The organism is Rhodanobacter sp. FDAARGOS 1247 (assembly GCF_016889805.1).
Classification (GTDB): Bacteria; Pseudomonadota; Gammaproteobacteria; order Xanthomonadales; family Rhodanobacteraceae; genus Rhodanobacter.
In genome coordinates this window covers 802,141-820,775 of record NZ_CP069535.1, presented here as the reverse complement: position 1 = coordinate 820,775, position 18,635 = coordinate 802,141, and the positions used below count along the sequence as shown (strand labels likewise).

Below are 18,635 nucleotides of genomic sequence, written 5' to 3'. Positions count from 1 at the left end.
ACAACATTGTGGCCACGGGGCCGACCCCGGCCTTGCAGGGGAATCCTCGTTCATGAGCCTCAAGCTCCGTCTCACCGTACTCAATTTCTTCCAGTACTACATCTGGGGCGCGTGGCTGCTGACCATCGGCACCTGGTGGTTCCAGACCCAGCACTGGTCGGGCACCAGCTTCGGCGCGATCTTCTCGACCATGGGCATCGCCTCGCTGTTCATGCCCTCGCTGGTCGGCATCGTGGCCGACAAGTGGATCAACGCCGAACGCCTGTACGGCATCCTGCAGATCTGCGGCGCCGCGGTGCTGTTCTCGATCCCGCACGTGCAGGGCCCGGAGCAGATGTTCTGGGTGATGCTGTTGAACATGTGCTTCTACATGCCGACCATCTCGCTGGCGATCACGGTGACCTACAACGCGCTGAAGCAGGACGGCCTGGACGTGGTGAACACCTACCCGCCGATCCGCGTGTGGGGCACGATCGGCTTCATCGCCGCCACCTGGACCACCAGCCTGCTCGGCTTCAAGGCCTCGCCCGCGCAGTTCCACGTGGCCGCGGCCGCCTCGCTGCTGCTGGGCCTTTATGCGTTCACCCTGCCCAAGTGCCCGCCGCGGCTGCGCGCCGAGGAAGGCCGCGGCCTCGCCGACCGGCTGGGGCTGACCTCGTTCACCCTGTTCAAGAACCGCAACATGGCGGTGTTCTTCATCTTCGCCATGCTGCTGGGCGCGGCGCTGCAGCTGACCAACGCCTATGGCGACGCCTTCCTCAGCGACTTCGTCAAGGTGCCCGAGTACGCCAACCTGCTGGCGGTGAAGTACTCCACCATCATCATCTCGATCTCGCAGTTCTCCGAAACCGCCTTCATCCTGACCATCCCGTTCTTCCTGAAGCGCTTCGGCATCAAGGCGGTGATGACGATGAGCATGCTGGCCTGGGTGCTGCGCTTCGGCCTGTTCGCGTTCGGCGATCCGGCCGGCGGACTGTGGATGATCGTGCTCTCGTGCATCATCTACGGCATGGCCTTCGACTTCTTCAACATCTCGGGCTCCCTGTTCGTGGAAAGCCAGGCCGACCCGAAGATCCGCGCCAGCGCCCAGGGCCTGTTCATGCTGATGACCAACGGCATCGGCGCGGTGCTGGGCAGCCTGATCGCCGGCTTCGTGATCGACCACTTCTTCACCAACCACCAGTGCGACGACACCGTGGCGATCTGCAAGGACTGGCCCGGCATCTGGCTGGCCTTCGCCGGCTATTCGCTGGTGATGGCGCTGCTGTTCGTGCCGCTGTTCAAGCACCGGCACGACCGCGGGGCCGCGCAGCGGGCGGTGCCCACGCACTGATCGCCGCGTCGCGGCAGCCGCGGGCCGCTACAATGCGCCGATGCGCATCGGCCCCTACCTGATCGACCCGCCCGTGGTGCTGGCCCCGATGGCCGGCGTCACCGACAAGCCGTTCCGGCTGCTGTGCAAGCGGCTGGGCGCGGGCCTGGCCGTGTCGGAGATGACCAATGCCGATCCGCGGCTGTGGCATACGCGCAAGTCGCTGCGGCGGATGGACCACGAGGGCGAGCCCGAGCCGGTCAGCGTGCAGATCGCCGGCTACGACCCGGCGATGCTGGCCGAGGCGGCGCGCTTCAACGTGGCCAACGGCGCGCAGATCATCGACATCAACATGGGCTGCCCGGCGAAGAAGGTGTGCAACGTGTGGTCGGGCTCCGCGCTGCTGCAGGACGAGCCGCTGGTGGCGCGCATCGTCAAGGCGGTGGTCGACGCCGTCGAGGTGCCGGTGACGCTGAAGATCCGCACCGGCTGGGATCGGCAGAACCGCAACGCGCTGAACATCGCCCGCATCGCCCAGGACAACGGCATCGCCGCGCTGGCCGTGCACGGGCGCACCCGCGCCGACAAGTACGAGGGCGAGGCCGAATACGCCACCATCGCCGCGGTGAAGGCTGCCGTGCGCATTCCGGTGCTGGCCAATGGTGACGTCAACACGCCGCAGCAGGCCAGGCACGTGCTGGACGCCACCGGCGCCGACGCGCTGATGATCGGCCGCGGCGCCCAGGGCCGGCCGTGGATCTTCCGCGAGGTCGCCCATTACCTCGCCACCGGCGAATTGCTGGCCGAGCCGGAGCCGGCCGAAGTCGGCAGCATCCTGCTCGGCCACCTCGAACAGCTGTACGCGTTCTACGGCGAACAGGCCGGCGTGCGCATCGCGCGCAAGCACCTGGGCTGGTACGCGAAGGATCGGCCGGAAAACGCCGCGTTCCGGCAGGTGGTCAACCGGGCGGAAACTGTCCACGAACAGTTGCGGCTGACCCGCGATTATTTCGCAGCGCTCGCTGCCGGCGACCGGCTGGCCGCCTGAACCCGCAGCCGTCCAGACGGCTGAACACGCGCCTAACCCCGCAGGGACGGAAATCGGCGCAAGCTGCAAAACCCGGAGCGGGGATGTATCATGCCCGACTTCATTTATCTTTCTATCCGAACAAAGGGATATAGACCGCGATGTCCAACTACCTGTTCACCTCCGAATCGGTCTCCGAAGGCCATCCGGACAAAGTTGCCGACCAGATCTCCGACGCCGTCCTCGACGCGATCGTCGCGCAGGACCCGCGCGCCCGCGTGGCCTGCGAAACCATGGTCAAGACCGGCGTGGCGATCGTCGCCGGCGAGATCACCACCGATGCGTGGATCGACCTGGAAGCGATCACCCGCAAGGTGATCCTGGACATCGGCTACGACTCCAGCGACGTCGGCTTCGACGGCGCCACCTGCGGCGTGATCAACCTGATCGGCAAGCAGTCGCCCGACATCAACCAGGGCGTGGACCGCAAGAAGCCGGAAGAACAGGGCGCGGGCGACCAGGGCCTGATGTTCGGCTACGCGACCAATGAAACGAAGGACTTCATGCCCGCCGCGATCTACTACTCGCACCGCCTGGTCGAGCAGCAGGCCAAGGTGCGCAAGAAGAAGAACTCGCCGCTGCCGTGGCTGCGCCCGGACGCCAAGAGCCAGGTCACCCTGCGCTACGAGAACGGCATCGCCACCGCGATCGACGCCGTGGTGCTGTCGACCCAGCACGACCCGAGCGTGAAGCAGAAGGACCTGATCGAGGCCGTGCGCGAGGAAATCCTCAAGCCGGTGCTGCCGGCCAAGCTGCTGCACAAGGGCACCAAGTTCCACATCAACCCGACCGGCAAGTTCGTGATCGGCGGGCCGGTGGGCGACTGCGGCCTGACCGGCCGCAAGATCATCGTGGACACCTACGGCGGCTGGGCCCGTCACGGTGGCGGCGCGTTCTCGGGCAAGGACCCGTCCAAGGTCGACCGTTCGGCCGCCTACGCCGCGCGCTACGTGGCCAAGAACATCGTCGCCGCCGGCATCGCCGACCGCTGCGAAGTGCAGGTGAGCTACGCGATCGGCGTGGCGCATCCCACCTCGATCTCGGTCACCACCTTCGGCACCGGCAAGATCAGCGACGAGAAGATCGAGAAGCTGATCCGCAAGCACTTCGACCTGCGTCCGTTCGGCATCCTGCAGATGCTCGACCTGATCCACCCGATGTACCAGCAGACCGCCAGCTACGGCCACTTCGGCCGCACCCCGCGCGACCTGGTCGACGCCAACGGCAACAAGTTCACCTCGTTCTCGTGGGAAAAGACCGACCGCGCCGAGGCGCTGCGCAAGGATGCGAAGCTGAAGTAGGCGACATCCTCCAGCGACATGAAACGGGCCGCCCTGTGCGGCCCGTTTCTTTTGGGGCCTTGCCAACGCGAGCAAGGACGCGGCTACCGCTACAATGGGCGGATGTCTCTTATCCAATTGCAACGCGTCGACTTCAGCATCGGCGGCCCACTCCTGCTCGAACACGTCGATCTGTCGATCGAGGCGAACGAGCGGGTCTGCATCGTCGGTCGCAACGGCGAAGGCAAATCCACCCTGATGAAGCTGATCGCCGGCGAGCTGCATGCCGACGACGGCGAGGTGCGCGTGCAGAACGGCATCGTGGTCGCGCGGATGGCGCAGGAGGTGCCGCACGGCACCGAAGGCAGCGTGTTCGACGTGGTCGCCGAGGGCCTGGGTGACCTGGGCCGCTTGCTGGCGCGTTATCACCACCTGCTCGACACCGGCGACTTCGACGCGCTGGGCGACGTGCAGCACGAGATCGAGGCGCAGCACGGCTGGGACCTGGACCGCCGCGTCAGCGACGTGATCACCCAGCTGGAACTGCCCGGCGAGACCGACTTCGCCGCCCTTTCCGGCGGCATGAAGCGCCGCGTGCTGCTGGCCCAGGCGCTGGTGCGCAAGCCCGACGTGCTGCTGCTGGACGAGCCGACCAACCACCTGGACATCGAGGCGATCGGCTGGCTGGAGAGCTTCCTCAAGCAGTTCGCCGGCAGCATCATCTTCGTCACCCATGACCGCAGCTTCCTGCGCGCGCTGGCCACCCGCATCGTCGAGATCGATCGCGGCCAGCTCACCGACTGGCCGGGCGACTACGACAACTACCTGCGTCGCCGCGAGGAACGCCTGCACGCCGAAGCGCAGGCCAACGCGCTGTTCGACAAGAAGCTGGCGCAGGAGGAAGTGTGGATTCGCCAGGGCATCAAGGCCCGGCGCACCCGCAACGAGGGCCGCGTGCGCGCGCTGAAGGCGCTGCGCAACGAGCGCGCCGAGCGGCGCAACCTGGGCGGCAACGTGAAGATGACCGCCGCCAACGCGCAGTCTTCCGGCAAGAAGGTGATCGACCTCAAGCATGTGCACCAGGCCTACGACGGCCGTGTGCTGATCGACGACCTCTCGACCACCATCCTGCGCGGCGACCGCATCGGCATCATCGGCCCCAACGGCGCCGGCAAGAGCACCCTGCTGAAGATCATGCTGGGGGAACTGACGCCGCTGCGCGGCACGGCCGAGCTGGGCACGTCGATCCAGATCGCCTACTTCGACCAGCACCGGCTGCAGCTCAACGACTCGCTCAACGCGCTGGACAACGTGGCCGAGGGCCGCGAGTTCATCGAACTCAATGGCCAGCGCAAGCACATCATCGGCTACCTGCAGGATTTCCTGTTCTCGCCCGAACGCGCCCGCGCGCCGATCACCCGCCTGTCCGGCGGCGAACGCAACCGCCTGCTGCTGGCCAAGCTGTTCGCCCAGCCGTCCAACCTGCTGGTGATGGACGAACCGACCAACGACCTCGACGTGGAAACGCTCGAACTGCTGGAAGAGTTGCTGACCGACTACCAGGGCACCCTGCTGCTGGTCTCGCATGACCGCGCCTTCCTCGACAACGTGGTGTCCAGCACCCTGGTGCTGGAGGGCGAGGGCCGGATCGGCGAATACGTGGGCGGCTACAGCGACTGGCTGCGCCAGCGGCCGGCTCCGCGCGGCACCACCGCGACCGGCAAGTCCCCTGCCCCCGCCCCGGTCGCACCGCCGGCAGCGAAGCGCAAGCGCAGCTTCAAGGAACAGCACGAGCTGGAACAGTTGCCCAAGCGCATCGAGCAACTGGAAACCGACATCGCCACGCGCACCGCCGCGATGAACGAGCCCGCATTCTTCCAGCAGGACAGCGCCGTCATCGTCAAGGCCAACGAGGCCCTGGTGGCGGTGCAGGCGGAACTCGACGCGGCTTACGCGCGCTGGTCGGAGCTGGACGACTGATTGGGGTCGGGGGAAGAGCTTTCCCCCCATCCGCCCTTCGGGCACCTTCCCCCGCAGGCGGGGGAAGGAAGCATGCGTCGAGGCCCCACCGCTTCCTTCCCCCGTGCAACGGGGGAAGGTGCCCGAAGGGCGGATGGGGGCCGCCGCTTCCCCGTCGTATCATCCGCTGACTCATTCGCGGACCTCGCCATGTACACGCTCTACTACTCCCCCGGTTCGGCCAGCATGCTGGTGCATCTGGTACTGCTCGAAATCGGCGCGCCGCACGTGCTGGAGCGCGTGGACCTGGACGCCGGCCAGCAACGCAGCGCGGCCTATCTCGCACTGAACCCGAACGGCGTGGTGCCGACCCTGGTCATCGACGGCGTGCCGCATGGCGAAGCGGCGGCACTGGCGATGCTGCTGGCCGAACGGCATCCCGAGGCCGCGCTGGCGCCTGCGCTGGCCAGCGCGCAACGTGCCGATTGCCTGCAGCGGATGTTCCACCTGGCCAACGCGCTGCAGCCGCTGTTCCGCCAGTGGTTCTACCCCGGCGACCACCTGCCCGACGCCAGCGATGCCGTGAAGGAAGCCGCGCGCATCGGCATCGAGAAGTGCTGGTCGCAGCTCGATGCCCACCTCGCCACGCAAGGCCCGTACATGCTGGGCGAGCGCTTTGGCATCGTCGACCTCTACGTCCTGATGCTGATGCGCTGGTCGCGCAACATGCCAAGGCCCGCGACGAGCTGGCCGCATCTGGCCGCACTGGCCACGCGACTGAAGGCCCGTCCGTCGTGGAAGCAGGTCTGTGCGGTCGAAGGCCTGGTCGAGTGGGCCTGAGCGGATGAGCGACGCCCCCGGCACCGACGCCTGGGCGGTCTACCTGCTCAAATGCGCCGATGGCCGCGTCTACACCGGCATCGCCCGCGATCCCGCACAGCGCTACGCGAAGCACCTCGCCGGCAAGGGCGCCCGCTTCACCCGCTCCAATCCGCCGCGGCAGTTGCTGGGCTGGGTGTGGGTCGCCAGCCACGGCGACGCGCTGCGGCTGGAGATGGCCTGGAAACGCCTGCCGCGGGCGCAACGCATCGCGGCGCTGCGGGAAGGCATGTCGGCGTGACGCGCACGAACGCGTGCTAGCATCAGCCGTGAAGGGGAGTAGCTCCCACTCGCTGTCACCGTCAATACGGGCTTGACCCCGGTGCAGCGGCAAACCGCCAGGTTTGCGAGCAAGACCTTCGCCGTCCCACGGCGAAGCTGCGTCCATCACGAACGCCTTTGACGCCGTGGCTCCACCGCGCGACCACCCTGTCCTGCAGCCACCCACCTCAAAGAGATCCCCATGGAATCACTGGCCAATCCCGAAATCTGGATCGCCCTCGCGACGCTGACCGCACTGGAGCTGGTGCTCGGCATCGACAACATCATTTTCATCTCGATCCTGGCGGGCAAGCTGCCGCCGGAGCAACGGGACAAGGCGCGCCGGCTCGGCATCGTGCTGGCCGCGATCACCCGGCTGGGCCTGTTGATGGCGATCGCCTGGATCGTCGGGCTGACCGCGCCGCTGTTCTCGCTGTTCGGCCACGCCTTCTCGTGGCGTGACCTGATCCTGGTCGGCGGCGGCCTGTTCCTGATCGGCAAGGCCACCCACGAAATCCACCAGAAGCTGGAAGGCGCCAGCGAGCAGGTGACGGTGGGCGCCGCCACCGCGACGTTCGGCGGCGTGATCGTGCAGATCATGCTGCTCGACATCGTGTTCTCGCTGGACTCCATCATCACCGCGGTGGGCATGGTCGACGAGCGCTGGGTGATGGTCACCGCGATCCTCGCCTCGATCGGTTTCATGCTGGCGTTTGCCCGGCCGATCGGCGAGTTCGTGGAGCGCCATCCCACGGTCAAGGTGCTGGCGCTGAGCTTCCTGATCATGATCGGCCTGGTGCTGGTGGCCGACGGTTTCGGCCAGCACATTCCCAAGGGCTACATCTACGCCGCGATGGCCTTCTCGGTGTTCGTGGAGCTGATCAACCTGTGGATTCGGCAGCGCGCGAAGCGGCAGGTGGCGCCGGTGGCGCTGCACGAGAAGTACACCGGCGGCGACGCCGGCTAGTCGCGCGCCAGCTCCAGCGGCAACCACAGCTGGGCGACGGCTCCGGGCGCGCCTTCGCGGGCGCCCAGGCTGACGCCGCCTTCGTGTGCTTCGGCGATCTGCCGCACCAGGGCCAGGCCGATGCCGGAGCCGCCGGGCTTGGTGGTGAAGAACGGCACGAACAGGTTGTCGCTGCCGGGCAGGCCGGGGCCATCGTCGAGGATCTCGATCAGCACACGCTCGCCCTCGCTGCGCCAGCGCATCACCACCTCGCCCTTGCCGTTGAGGCTCGCCTCGACGGCGTTGCGCAGCAGGTTGATCAGCGCCTGTTCGAGCTGGTCGGGGTCGGCCTGCAGCGACAGCGGCGGCCCGTCTTCGACCCGCACCGCGAGGCGCTGCTCCAGCCGCGCCACCGCCGCGATGCGCTCGGCCAGGTCGACGCTCCGCTTCTGCGGCGGCGGCAGCGCGGCCAGCTTGCTGTAGCCGGCCAGGAAACGGGCCAGCGATTCGGCGCGGTTGCCGATCACCTGCAGGCCGCCACGGGCATCCTCGCGCCAGTCGTCGGGCAGCGGTTCGCGCGCGACCAGGCTCGCCAGCGTGCCGGCCAGAGAATGGATCGACGCCAGCGAGTTGTTGACCTCGTGGCCAAGCACGCGCAGCAGCCGCTGCCAGGCCTGACGCTCTTCCTCGCGCAGCGCGCGGCCGACGTCGTTGACGACCAGCAGCTGGCCGTTGCGGCCTTCGTTGCGCAGCGGCGCGTGGCGAATCTCGAAGCGGCCGCTGCGGCCGGGAAACACGTGCCGCACGACTTGCGCCGATGGCGCGGCGAGCAGCGCATCGAGGCCCAGCTCGTCCGCGCGGCGGCCCATCAGCGCATGGCGCTCGCCGGTGAGCAGGCGTTGCGCGGCGGGATTGAGCAGGCGCAGGCGGACATCGCTGTCGAACACGAACACGGCGCTGTCCAGCGAGGCCAGCGTCTTGCCCAGCAGGCGCGCCGAATCCTCCGATTGCAGGCGCTCGCGCTGCAGCCGGTCGGCCAGCGCGTTGATGTCGTAGATCGCCTCGCCCAGCGCGCCGCCACTCACCCCGCGCAGGCTGTAGTCACCTTCGCGCAGCGCTTCGAGCAGGCCGACCAGGGTGTACAGCGGATACACCACGCGCCGGTGCTGCCAGCGGGCGAGCATCGCGGTGAGCACCAGCACGGCGACGGCGAGCAGCCAGCACAGTTCGACCTCGGGCCGCCCCGTCAACAGCACGATCGCCAGCGCCGCCAGCGCAGGCAACGCCACCAGCCAGCCGCCGGACAGCACGCGCCGCTCGAATGCGGGCATGCGCGCGCGGCGCCGCGATGACGCCCTGGTCACGGGTTCAGCCATCGTCGTCACTGGCGGGATCGCGCAGCGCGTGTTTTTCCATGCGGCGGTAAAGCGTCTGCCGGGTGATCCCCAGCGCATCGGCGGCATGCTGCAGGTTGCCGTCGTGGCGTTCCAGCGCGCGCCGCACCAGATGCGCCTCGGCCTGGTCGATGGTCATGTCGTCCAGTTCCGTCGACGTCGCCGCCGTGCCACCACCCGGGCCGGGACCGAAAGCCAGCGCCGAGTCGCTGACCAGATCCTGCTCGGCCAGCAGCGCGGCGCGTTCCATCAGGTGGCCCAGCTCGCGCACGTTGCCCGGCCAGCGCCAGGCCAGCAGCGCGCGCTCGGCCGACGGCGCCAGGCGCAGATCGTGACGGCCATAACGCGCGGCGCTGCGTTCGAGAAAACTGCGCGCCAGTGGCAGGATGTCGTCGCGGCGCTCGCGCAGCGGCGGCAGGCGGATTTCCAGCGTGTTGAGCCGATACAGCAGGTCCTTGCGGAAGCGCCCCGCCTCCACCTCGACGGCCAGGTCGGCATTGGTGGCCGAGACCAGCCGCACATCCGCGCTCTGCGTGCGCGAGGAACCCAGCCGCTCGAACTCGCCATCCTCCAGCACGCGCAGCAGCTTCGGCTGCTGCGAGATCGGCACGTTGCCCACTTCGTCGAGGAACAGCGTGCCGCCGTCGGCCAGCTCGTAGCGCCCGATGCGTTCGCTCTTGGCGTCGGTGTACGCGCCGCGCACGTGGCCGAACATTTCCGACTCGAACACGTTCTCGGCGATGCCGCCCATGTTGACCTTGACCAGCGCCTTCGCCGCACGCCGCGACTGCGCGTGCAGCGCCTGCGCGATGACGCCCTTGCCGGTGCCGTTCTCGCCCAGCACCAGCACGTTGGCGTCGCTGGGCGCGACCCGCGCCACCAGTTCCATCACCCGGCGCATCGCCGGCGACTCGGCGATCAACGCTTCGCCGCCGCCGCGCAGCAGCGCGTTCTCCGCCTCCAGCCGGCGCTGCCGCCGCGCGCCCTCGCCCAGCGCGATCTGCGTGCGCACGATGCTGAGCACGCGCGCGTTGTCCCACGGCTTCTCGATGAAATCGCCGGCGCCGCGGCGCAGCGCATCCACCACCAGCGGCACGTTGCCCCACGCCGTCATCACCACCACCGGCAGCTCCGGCACGTGCTGGCGCAACGCATCGAGCAGGGCCAAGCCCTCCTCGCCCGAGGTGGTGTCGCGGGTGTAGTTGAGGTCGATCAGCGCGCAGCTGAAATCGCGCTGGCGCACCGCTTCCAGTGCGGCCGAGGGACCATCCACGCCCACGCTGGCGAAGCCCTCGGACTTCAGCAGCAGGCGCAAGGCCTCGCGCACGTCGGCCTGGTCGTCGACCAGCAGGACGGTGGGATTCGATTCGCGTGTCATGTCGTTCCGTTCACGGGTTCAGCAAAGCATATCGGCTCCGGTGCGCAGGAGCGCATCAGTCGTAGCGCAGCGCAATGGCCGGCGCCACGCGCAACGCGCGAATCATCGGCACCAGTGACGCAAACATCGCCACCAGCACCACCACCAGCAGCACCGGCACGAACACCCGCATGTCATACGCCTGCGTGTGCAGGTTGGGGTCGGCCAGCAGGCCCGACCACGGCCACGCCAGCAGCAGACCGATGCCCAGCCCAAGGCCCAGCTGCCACAGCAACTGCCGCGCGACCTCGCGCACGATGGCGGCGTTGCCCGCACCGATCGCGCGGCGTATCCCGAATTCCCGCGTGCGCTGCGCCACCGAAAAGGCCAGCACGCCATACAGTCCGGCAGCCGCGAGCAGCAGCGCGATCAGACCCAGCGCGCTGAACACCTGGGTCAGCACCAGCAAGCCGATCCGTCCGGAAGCCATCAGGTGCGACTGGCTGTGCACGTAGTGCACCGCGGCCTGCGCATCCACGCTGCGCACCAGTGCCGTGAGGCGCGGCCCGTAGGCATGGGCATCCGCCCGCGTGCGCACGGCCAGGCCAACGGCGGCCAGCGGCGACATCCCCTGCGACTGCTGCAGCGGTACCAGGAATCCCGGCACCGATCGCTCCATCTGGGTATCCAGCTGCAGCGGCTCGATCACGCCGACCACGGTGACGGTGGTCGCCCACGGCTGCTCGGGATAGAGCACCAGCGATTGACCCACCGCCTCCTGGCCAGGCCACAGTGCGACGGCGGTCTTGTGATCGATCACCGCGACCGGCTGGCTGCCGGCACGATCGCGCGTATCGAAGAACCGGCCGGACAGCAGGTGCACGCCGTAGGTGTCGAGGAAGTGCCCGTCGACGATACCCATCTGCGCTTCGGTCCAGCCGCCGGACGGACGTGACCTTCCCTTCGCGCCGATCATTTCGTGGCTGCCCAGCCGCGCACCGGGCACGGTGTTGGCGGCCGTGGCATCCAGCACCTGCGGGTCCGCGCGCAGGCGTTCGGCCAGCGTGTTGAAGAAGCGGATGCGCTGCTCGTCCTTCGCATACGCTTTCGGCGGCAGCGCCACCTCGGCGGTCAGCACATGGCTGGCATCGCCACCGCCGGCCGCGGGCACCGCCAGCAGCTGATTCAGCGAGCGCACGAAGGTGCCGGCGCCGACCAGCAAGACCACGGTCAGCACGATTTCCATCACCACCAGGCTTTTGGCGATACGCGCGAACGCGCCGCCCGATCCCTTGCTGCCTTCGCGCAACGCATCCTGCATGTCGGCGTGCGAGGCGCGCCACGCCGGTATCAGTCCGGCCAGCGCCGTGGTGAAAAACGCCACGGCGACAGCGAACATCAGCACGCCGCCGCTGATGCCGAAGTGCTGGAAGCCGGGAGCCTGCCGGTCCGCCGTCATGTAGGCGGAAATGATCCAGCGATTGCCCCAGTGCACGATCGGCAGCGCCAGGGCCAGCGACATCATGCCGAGCATCAGGCTCTCCGCCAGCACGCCAAGCATCAGCCGGCCACGGCTGCTGCCCAGCGCACTGCGCAAGGCCAGCTCGCGACGCCGGCTCAGGGTCTGCACCAGTTGCAAATTGGCCACGTTGACGCAGGCCAGCAGCAACACCAGCGCGGCGGCGGCGAACATTAGCCAGACCCAGCGCAGCATGTCTTCGGGCGCAAAACTCACCGCCAGCGGCTTGGCCGTCAGGGCCCGCTGCATCTGCCACGACTTCGACCGCTGCCGCAGCTGGCCGTCCAGCGCACCCAGCTGCGAACGCGCCTGGACCAGGCTGACACCGGGCTTGAGCCGCCCGGCCATGTACACGGAATCGTGCTGCCCTGCGCGAGGTTGCAGCGGCATCCACAGCTGGCTGACACCCGGAAAGCCGAATGCCGCCGGCAGCACGCCCACCACCGTCGCCCATTCGCCATTGACGCGCACGGCACGCCCGATCACCGCGGGGTCGGCGTCGAACTCGTGCCGCCACAAGGTCTCGCCGATCAATACCACCGGGGCGGCGTCGGGCACGTCGTCGGCCGCGCCGAAGCCGCGCCCCAGCAACGGCTTGACGCCGAGCAGATCCATCATCGACGAGGTCCACAAGGTGCCGCTGTAAAAGCTGGTGCCGTTGCCATGGTCCATGCCCAGGCCGACCGATGCATAGGCACCATCCTCATCCAGTCCCTGCAGTCGGCCATGCAGGTCGAGGTACTGGCTGCTCTCGATATCGCCGATGCCGCTGCCGTTGTCGTGCACCTCGCCGATCGCCAGCAGGCGATCGGCATGCGGGAACGGCAACGGCTGCAGGACCAGGGTGTCGATCAGGCTGAACAGAAACAGCAACACGCCCAGGCCGACGCCCAGCATGCCGGTCGACAGACAGGTGTAACCCGGCCGCGCCAGCAACCGCCGCCAAGCACCGCGAAATTCACGCACGATCATTCCCTGCTCCCCCGCAACGCGCGCATCGGATGAACGCGGCCGGCACGCAGCGCCGGCACCAGGCAGGCCAGCACACCGGCCACGGCCAGCACCGCGCAGACGCCGCCGATGGCCACCGGGTCGACCGCGCCGCGGCCGATGTCTTCCAGCACCGCGCGCAGCACGCCGGACAGTCCCAGCGCGAGGCCGACGCCCAGCACCAGGCCGAGCCCGATCTGCCACAGCCCGCCGCGCAGCACCAGTCGCATCAACCGCCATGGCGAGGCGCCCAGCGCGCTGCGCACGCCGAACTCGCGTTCGCGGGCGGCCACCGCCACCGCCATCACCGCGTACATGCCGGCCGCGGCGAGCAGCAGCGCCAGTGCGGCGAAGATGCCGACCAGCAACAGGTTGAGGCGCATGTCGGCGGTGGTGCTGCGCACGATGCCCTGCATGCTGCGTACGTTGGCGATCGGCTGGTTCGGCGCGACGGCGGCCACCGCCGCGGCCAGCGCATCGCGCCACGCGTTCGGGTCGCCATGACCGCGCAGCGCGAAGCGCATCGGCTCGAAGCTGCGGAAAATCGCCATGGCGTTGTCGGTCATCTGCGCCAGCGGCACGTACAGCACTTCCGGCTGTTCTTCCAGCGGACCGAACTGGTTGGTATCGCCGACCACGCCCACGATCCGCGCCGACCACAGTCCGGCATGGTCGCCGCGTTCACCGCGCTGGATCAGCTTGCCGAGGGCCTGGCCACCATAGTGCTTCTGCGCCATCGCCCGGTTGATGATCGCCACCGGCTCGCCGCCGCGGATATCGTTGCGACCGAACGTGCGCCCCTCATGCGTCGCGATGCCGAACAGCGCGAAGAAGTCGGGGCCGACGCCGCGGTACTGCGTGTTGAACATTTCCCCGCTACCGGGCAGGTGCAGGCCGCCGAGGTTGAACTGGCCGCTCCACAGGTCCGCCGGAAGATTGGTGGTGGAGGTCACCGTGGTCACGCCGGGTATCGCGCGCAGACGTTCAAGCACGCGCGTCGACAGACGCTCCACTGCGGCGGCGTCGGGATAGTCGGCCAGCACCGGCGCCAGCTCGAAGGTGAGGATGCCGTCGCTGTCGAAACCCAGCGGCGTGCGCGCGGCGTCGTACAGCGTGTGCAGGAACAGGCCCGCGGCACTGAGCAGCGCGGTCGCCAGAGCCACCTGGGCCACCACCAGCACGCGGCCCAGCCGACCGCTGTGCGAGCCCAGCCCGCCGCGTCCGCCTTCGCGCAGTTCGTCGATCCCGGTGGCGCGGCGCCCGCGCCACAGACCCAGCGCCGCGGCCAGCAGCGCGCCGCCCAGCCCGACCAGCAGGGCCAGCAGCCATGTCGCGGCATCGAAATGCAGCCGACCATTCGGCAACCACTCCGCCGGCATGCGGCTTTGCAGGGCGCCGAGGCCGACCACCGCCAGCAACATGCCGACCAGCGCACCGACGACGCCGACCAGCAGCGCTTCGGCCAGCGCCGGCAGCGCCAGCCGCGACATCGGTGCGCCCAGTGCACCGCGCACCGCGGCATCGTGGCTGCGCGACAGCGCGCGCAGCAGCATCAGGTTGGTCAGGTTGACCAGGGCGATCAGCAACACGAACAGCGCACTGGCGAGGAACAGCGTCAGCACGTGTCCGGCATCGGCATGCTGCCAGGCACTGAACGGCTGCGCGCCGAAGTGGGCACGCTTCCAGTCATCGTTGCCCAGCGCGACGTACATCGCGTGCAGGCGCGTGTCGACCTCGGCCGCCACCGTGGCGGCGGCCACACCGGCGTTGGGGCGCAGCAGCGCCATGTAGTTGGTGCCGTCATTGACGGTGTTCGGCGGCAACGCGGCGGGCAACACCACGTCGCCCGCGAAGCCCAGCGCGGCGAAGTCTTGCGGCAACACGCCGACGATGGTGTGCGGCGTGCCTTCGATCGAAATGCTGCGGCCGATCACGCCGGCGTCGCCGCCATAACGGCGCTGCCAGAAACCGTGGCCCAGGATCACCACCTGCGGCCCGTGCGGCCGATCCTCCTCGGCGCTGAAGTTGCGACCAAGCTGCAGGGGCAGACCGACCGTCGGCAGCAGGCCGCGATCGGCGTAGCTCGCCGGCACCAGCTCCGGCTGGCCGCCACCGGCGATGTTCAACTTCGGGCCATCCTGGATCAGGCCGATCGATTGCACGCCTTCCAGCGACTGCATGTGCTGGTACTGCTGCGGCGACACCGCGCTGACGTGGTCGCCGTTCCAGGGACCGGCCACCAGCAGCCGCGAAGCCTGCGGCACCGGCAGCGGCTGCAGCAGCACCTGGTCGATCAGGGTGAACACCGCCGCGGTGCTGCCGACCCCCAGCGCCAGCACGCCGGCCGCCAGCAGCAGGAAACCGGGACGCCGCAGACTCGCGCGCCAGGCACGCCAGATTTCCGCCAGCCAGATGTTCATCGCGAAAGCTCCCGCGTCATGTGCTTCATCGTCGCTACTCTCCGCGCAAGGCGCGCATGGGATGGGTTCGACCGGCGCGCAGCGCCGGCACCAGGCAGGCCAGCAGACCGGCGAAGGCCAGCACCACGCACACGCCGGCCAGCGCCCACGGATCGAAGGCGCGGCGACCGAGCTGCTCGATCAGCGCGCGCAACAGGCGGGTGAACACCAGCGCCATGCCGACGCCCAGCACCAGCCCCGCCGCGATCTGCAGCAGGCCACCACGCAGCACCAGCGCGACCAGCCGCGAGGGCTGCGCACCGAGCGCCATGCGAACGCCGAATTCGCGTTCGCGCGCCGCCACCGCCACCGCCATCACCGCATACAACCCGGCCGCGGCCAGCAGCAGCGCGAGCGTGGCGAATACGCCGATCAGCAGCAGGTTCAGTCGCGCGTCGGCGGTGGTCTGCTCGACGATGCTGCGCATGCTGCGCAGCCTGGCGATGGGTTGCTCGGGCGCCACCGCAGTCACCGCCTCGCGCACGCCGGCGCGCCAGTCATCCGGATTGCCGTGGCCGCGCACCGCGAAACGCAGCGGTTCCAGCTCGCGGAAGATCGCCATCGTGGGCGTCGGCAGTTGCGCCAGCGGCAGGTACACCACCGGCAGCGGCGGGTGCAGCGGGCCGCGCTGCCAGGTGCGGGGCACCACGCCGACGATGCGCATGGGCACGGGTGCCGCATTGCTCACCTCGATGTCGAGCTGCTGGCCCAGCGCGCGGCCGTGATACCACTGGTCGGCCAGATCCTGGCTGACGATCGCCACCGGCGCGCCGCCCTGCTGGTCCGTCAGCGCGAAGTCGCGTCCCTCGCGCAGGTGCATGCCGAACACCTTGAAATAGTCCGTGCCGATGCCCTTCACCTGCGACTGGAATTCACCACCCGCGGGCGTGCGCATGCCGTTGTTGAACGAGCCGAAGATGTCGTCGCTGGTGGGCAGGTTGGTGGTCACCGCCGCGGCGCTCACGCCGGGCAGGATGCGCAGGCGCTCGACCAGTTGCCGGGTCATGGCCAGCATCGACGCGGTGTCCGGATAGTGGCCTTTCACCGGCGCCAGTTCGAACGTGAGCACGCCGGCTTCCGTGTAGCCCAGCGGCTGGCGCGAGGCATCGCCGATGGCGCGCACGAGCAGGCCGGCGGCGCACAGCAGCACGGTCGCCAGCGCCACCTGCGCTACCACCAGGCCGCGGCTCAGGCGGCCACGGTCGATGCCGACGCCGCTGCGCCCACCTTCGCGCAACGCCTCGAAGCTGGCCGCGCCCCGGCTGCGCAGCACGCCGAACGCGGCTGCCAGCACTGCGCCCAGCAAGCCCATGCCGAAAGCGAGTTGCCAAGCCGTGGCGCCCACCTGCACCTGACCACCCCAGCGCCACGAAGCGGGAATGGCCCCCTGCAGCAAGGCCAGCCCGACCAGCGCCAGCGCCATGCCCGCCAACGCCGCCACGACACCGATGAGCAGGCCCTCGGCCAGCGCCGGCAGCAGGCTGCGCCAGCATGACGCGCCCAGTGCATGGCGTACCGCCACGTCATGCTGGCGCGCCAGCGCGCGCAGCATCATCAGGTTGGCCAGATTGACCAGGGCGATCAGCAACACCAGCGCCGCGCTGGCGAGGAACAGCAGCAGCAACGGCCGTGCCTCCTGCTGGAACGCGGCGGCATAGCCTTGTGCGCCGAAGCGCGGCTTCTTCCAGTTGCCGCCCATGCCCATGTCGCGAAACATCGTGCGCTCGGCGGCATCGACCTGCGCCGACGCGGTGGCGATGTCCACGCCATCGGCCAGGCGCGCGATCACCTGGTGGCCGTTATGGTTGTAGTCGTGGCTCACCGCCGGCAACGCACTCGGCAGCACCACGTCGCCCGGCCCCAGCAAGGTGTTGAAGGCCACCGGCAGCACGCCCACGATGGTGTGGGGCACGCCCTCCACTTTCAGCATGCGGCCCACCGCGCCCGGGTCGCCCGCATAGGCGCGTTGCCACAGCCCATGACCGAGCAGCACCGCCTTCGGCCCGTTCGGGCGATCCTCTTCCACACTGAAATTGCGGCCCAGCGCGGGACGCAGCGCCAGCGTGGGCAACAGGCCGCGATCCATCTCGATCAGCGGTACCTGCGACGGCGCGCCCGCTCCGGCGATATTCGCCGCGGTACCCATGTGCACCAGCCCCATCGACGCCAGCCCCTCCGGTGACGCCAGCGACTGATACTCGTGCGGCGAGATGGAGCCGACCTGCGCGTTGCCGTGCAGGGGCCCGATCACCACCAGCCGGTCCGCCTGCGGCACCGGCAACGGGCGCCACAAGGTGTTGGCGATCAGCACGAACACCGCCACGCTGGCGCCGATGCCCAGCGCCAGCACGCCGCTGGCCAGCAGCATGAAGCCGGGCCGGCGCAGGCTGCCGCGCCACGCGCGCCAGATCTCGGCCAGCCAGACTTTCACGCGTCGACTTCCACGCGCTGGCCGATCAAGGCGTCGATGCGCTGCTCGTCTTCGCGGCGCAGCCGCTCGAAGGTTTCCTCGTCCACCACGCGGCCGTCGAACATGCGGATCTTGCGCTGGGCCAGTTCGGCGTAGCGGCTGTCGTGGGTGACCATGCAGATGGTGGCGCCACCCTTGTGCAGTTCGTCGAGCAGGGCCATCACCGCCTCGCCGTTGCGCGAGTCGAGGTTGCCGGTGGGTTCGTCGGCGAGCAGGATCGCCGGCCGGCCGACCAGGGCGCGCGCCACGGCCACGCGCTGCTGCTGGCCGCCGGAAAGTTGCGCCGGGAAGTGCCGCATGCGGTGCGCCATGCCCACGCGCTCCAGCGCCTCCTGCACCCGCTCGCGCCGTTCGCCGGCACCGATGCCGCTGCGGTAGGTGAGCGGCAGCTCCACGTTTTCCTGCACGCTGAGGTCACCGATCAGGTTGAACGCCTGGAAGATGAAGCCGATCTCCGCGTTGCGGATGCGGGCGCGCTCGGCCGCGTTCATCGCGGCCACATCGTGGCCGTTCAACACGTAGCTGCCGGCGCTGGCCGTGTCCAGCAGGCCAAGGATCGACAGCAGCGTGCTCTTGCCGCAGCCGGACGGGCCGGAGATCGAAACGTATTCGCCCCGGCGGACGTCCAGATGCACGTCGCTCAACGCGTGCGTTTCCACCTCATCGGCCTGGAACACCTTGCGGATGCCGCCGAGGGTGATGACGTTGCTGGTGTCGTTCAT

At 69.0% G+C, this 18,635-nt stretch carries 13 protein-coding genes; 7 read left to right on the top strand and 6 right to left on the bottom strand.

Features of this window, described 5'->3' with window-relative positions; translation table 11 throughout:
• The first annotated feature begins 52 nt into the window (after positions 1 to 52).
• The 7 genes from I6J77_RS03545 to I6J77_RS03515 all read left to right on the top strand — a co-directional run bounded on the left by I6J77_RS03545 (position 53) and on the right by I6J77_RS03515 (position 7,745).
• Positions 53 to 1,333, top strand: coding sequence for a nucleoside permease (locus tag I6J77_RS03545; protein ID WP_204110591.1), 1,281 nt, complete (start codon positions 53 to 55; stop codon positions 1,331 to 1,333).
• 40 nt (positions 1,334 to 1,373) lie between these two features.
• Complete coding sequence (gene dusB, locus I6J77_RS03540) at positions 1,374 to 2,360, top strand: tRNA dihydrouridine synthase DusB (RefSeq protein ID WP_056716884.1); 987 nt, start codon at positions 1,374 to 1,376, stop codon at positions 2,358 to 2,360.
• Between the two features lie 140 nt (positions 2,361 to 2,500).
• Positions 2,501 to 3,700: a methionine adenosyltransferase gene (metK, locus tag I6J77_RS03535; RefSeq protein ID WP_056716855.1), complete on the top strand. Its 1,200-nt coding sequence runs from the start codon at positions 2,501 to 2,503 to the stop codon at positions 3,698 to 3,700.
• A 102-nt stretch (positions 3,701 to 3,802) separates the two neighbouring features.
• On the top strand, positions 3,803 to 5,659 hold the full coding sequence (locus tag I6J77_RS03530; RefSeq protein ID WP_204110590.1) for an ATP-binding cassette domain-containing protein: 1,857 nt from the start codon (positions 3,803 to 3,805) through the stop codon (positions 5,657 to 5,659).
• Between the two features lie 189 nt (positions 5,660 to 5,848).
• Positions 5,849 to 6,478, top strand: coding sequence for a glutathione S-transferase family protein (locus tag I6J77_RS03525; RefSeq protein WP_204110589.1), 630 nt, complete (start codon positions 5,849 to 5,851; stop codon positions 6,476 to 6,478).
• Between the two features lie 4 nt (positions 6,479 to 6,482).
• Positions 6,483 to 6,758: a GIY-YIG nuclease family protein gene (locus I6J77_RS03520; RefSeq protein ID WP_204110588.1), complete on the top strand. Its 276-nt coding sequence runs from the start codon at positions 6,483 to 6,485 to the stop codon at positions 6,756 to 6,758.
• Positions 6,759 to 6,980: 222 nt separating this feature from the next.
• Complete coding sequence (locus tag I6J77_RS03515; RefSeq protein WP_204110587.1) at positions 6,981 to 7,745, top strand: TerC family protein; 765 nt, start codon at positions 6,981 to 6,983, stop codon at positions 7,743 to 7,745.
• Here I6J77_RS03515 and I6J77_RS03510 read toward each other — a convergent pair.
• Genes I6J77_RS03510 through I6J77_RS03485 form a run of 6 tightly spaced genes read right to left on the bottom strand, consistent with a single transcriptional unit; the run spans position 7,742 to position 18,635 of the window.
• Positions 7,742 to 9,055, bottom strand: a complete 1,314-nt coding sequence (locus I6J77_RS03510) for a PAS domain-containing sensor histidine kinase (RefSeq protein WP_204110586.1) — start codon at positions 9,053 to 9,055, stop codon at positions 7,742 to 7,744. The two genes, I6J77_RS03515 and I6J77_RS03510, sit on opposite strands and share 4 nt — an antisense overlap.
• Before the next feature lie 37 nt (positions 9,056 to 9,092).
• The gene (locus I6J77_RS03505) at positions 9,093 to 10,496 is read right to left on the bottom strand and encodes a sigma-54 dependent transcriptional regulator (protein WP_204110585.1); all 1,404 of its coding nucleotides are present in this window, start codon (positions 10,494 to 10,496) and stop codon (positions 9,093 to 9,095) included.
• A gap of 55 nt (positions 10,497 to 10,551) precedes the next feature.
• Complete coding sequence (locus I6J77_RS03500) at positions 10,552 to 12,966, bottom strand: ADOP family duplicated permease (RefSeq protein ID WP_204110584.1); 2,415 nt, start codon at positions 12,964 to 12,966, stop codon at positions 10,552 to 10,554.
• Entirely contained in the window at positions 12,963 to 15,404 is a 2,442-nt protein-coding gene (locus I6J77_RS03495) for an ADOP family duplicated permease (RefSeq protein WP_204110583.1), read from the bottom strand. Before I6J77_RS03495 ends, I6J77_RS03500 begins: the two co-directional genes overlap by 4 nt.
• 34 nt (positions 15,405 to 15,438) lie before the next feature.
• Complete coding sequence (locus I6J77_RS03490) at positions 15,439 to 17,874, bottom strand: ADOP family duplicated permease (protein WP_204110582.1); 2,436 nt, start codon at positions 17,872 to 17,874, stop codon at positions 15,439 to 15,441.
• Complete coding sequence (locus I6J77_RS03485; RefSeq protein WP_056716876.1) at positions 17,871 to 18,635, bottom strand: ABC transporter ATP-binding protein; 765 nt, start codon at positions 18,633 to 18,635, stop codon at positions 17,871 to 17,873. Before I6J77_RS03485 ends, I6J77_RS03490 begins: the two co-directional genes overlap by 4 nt.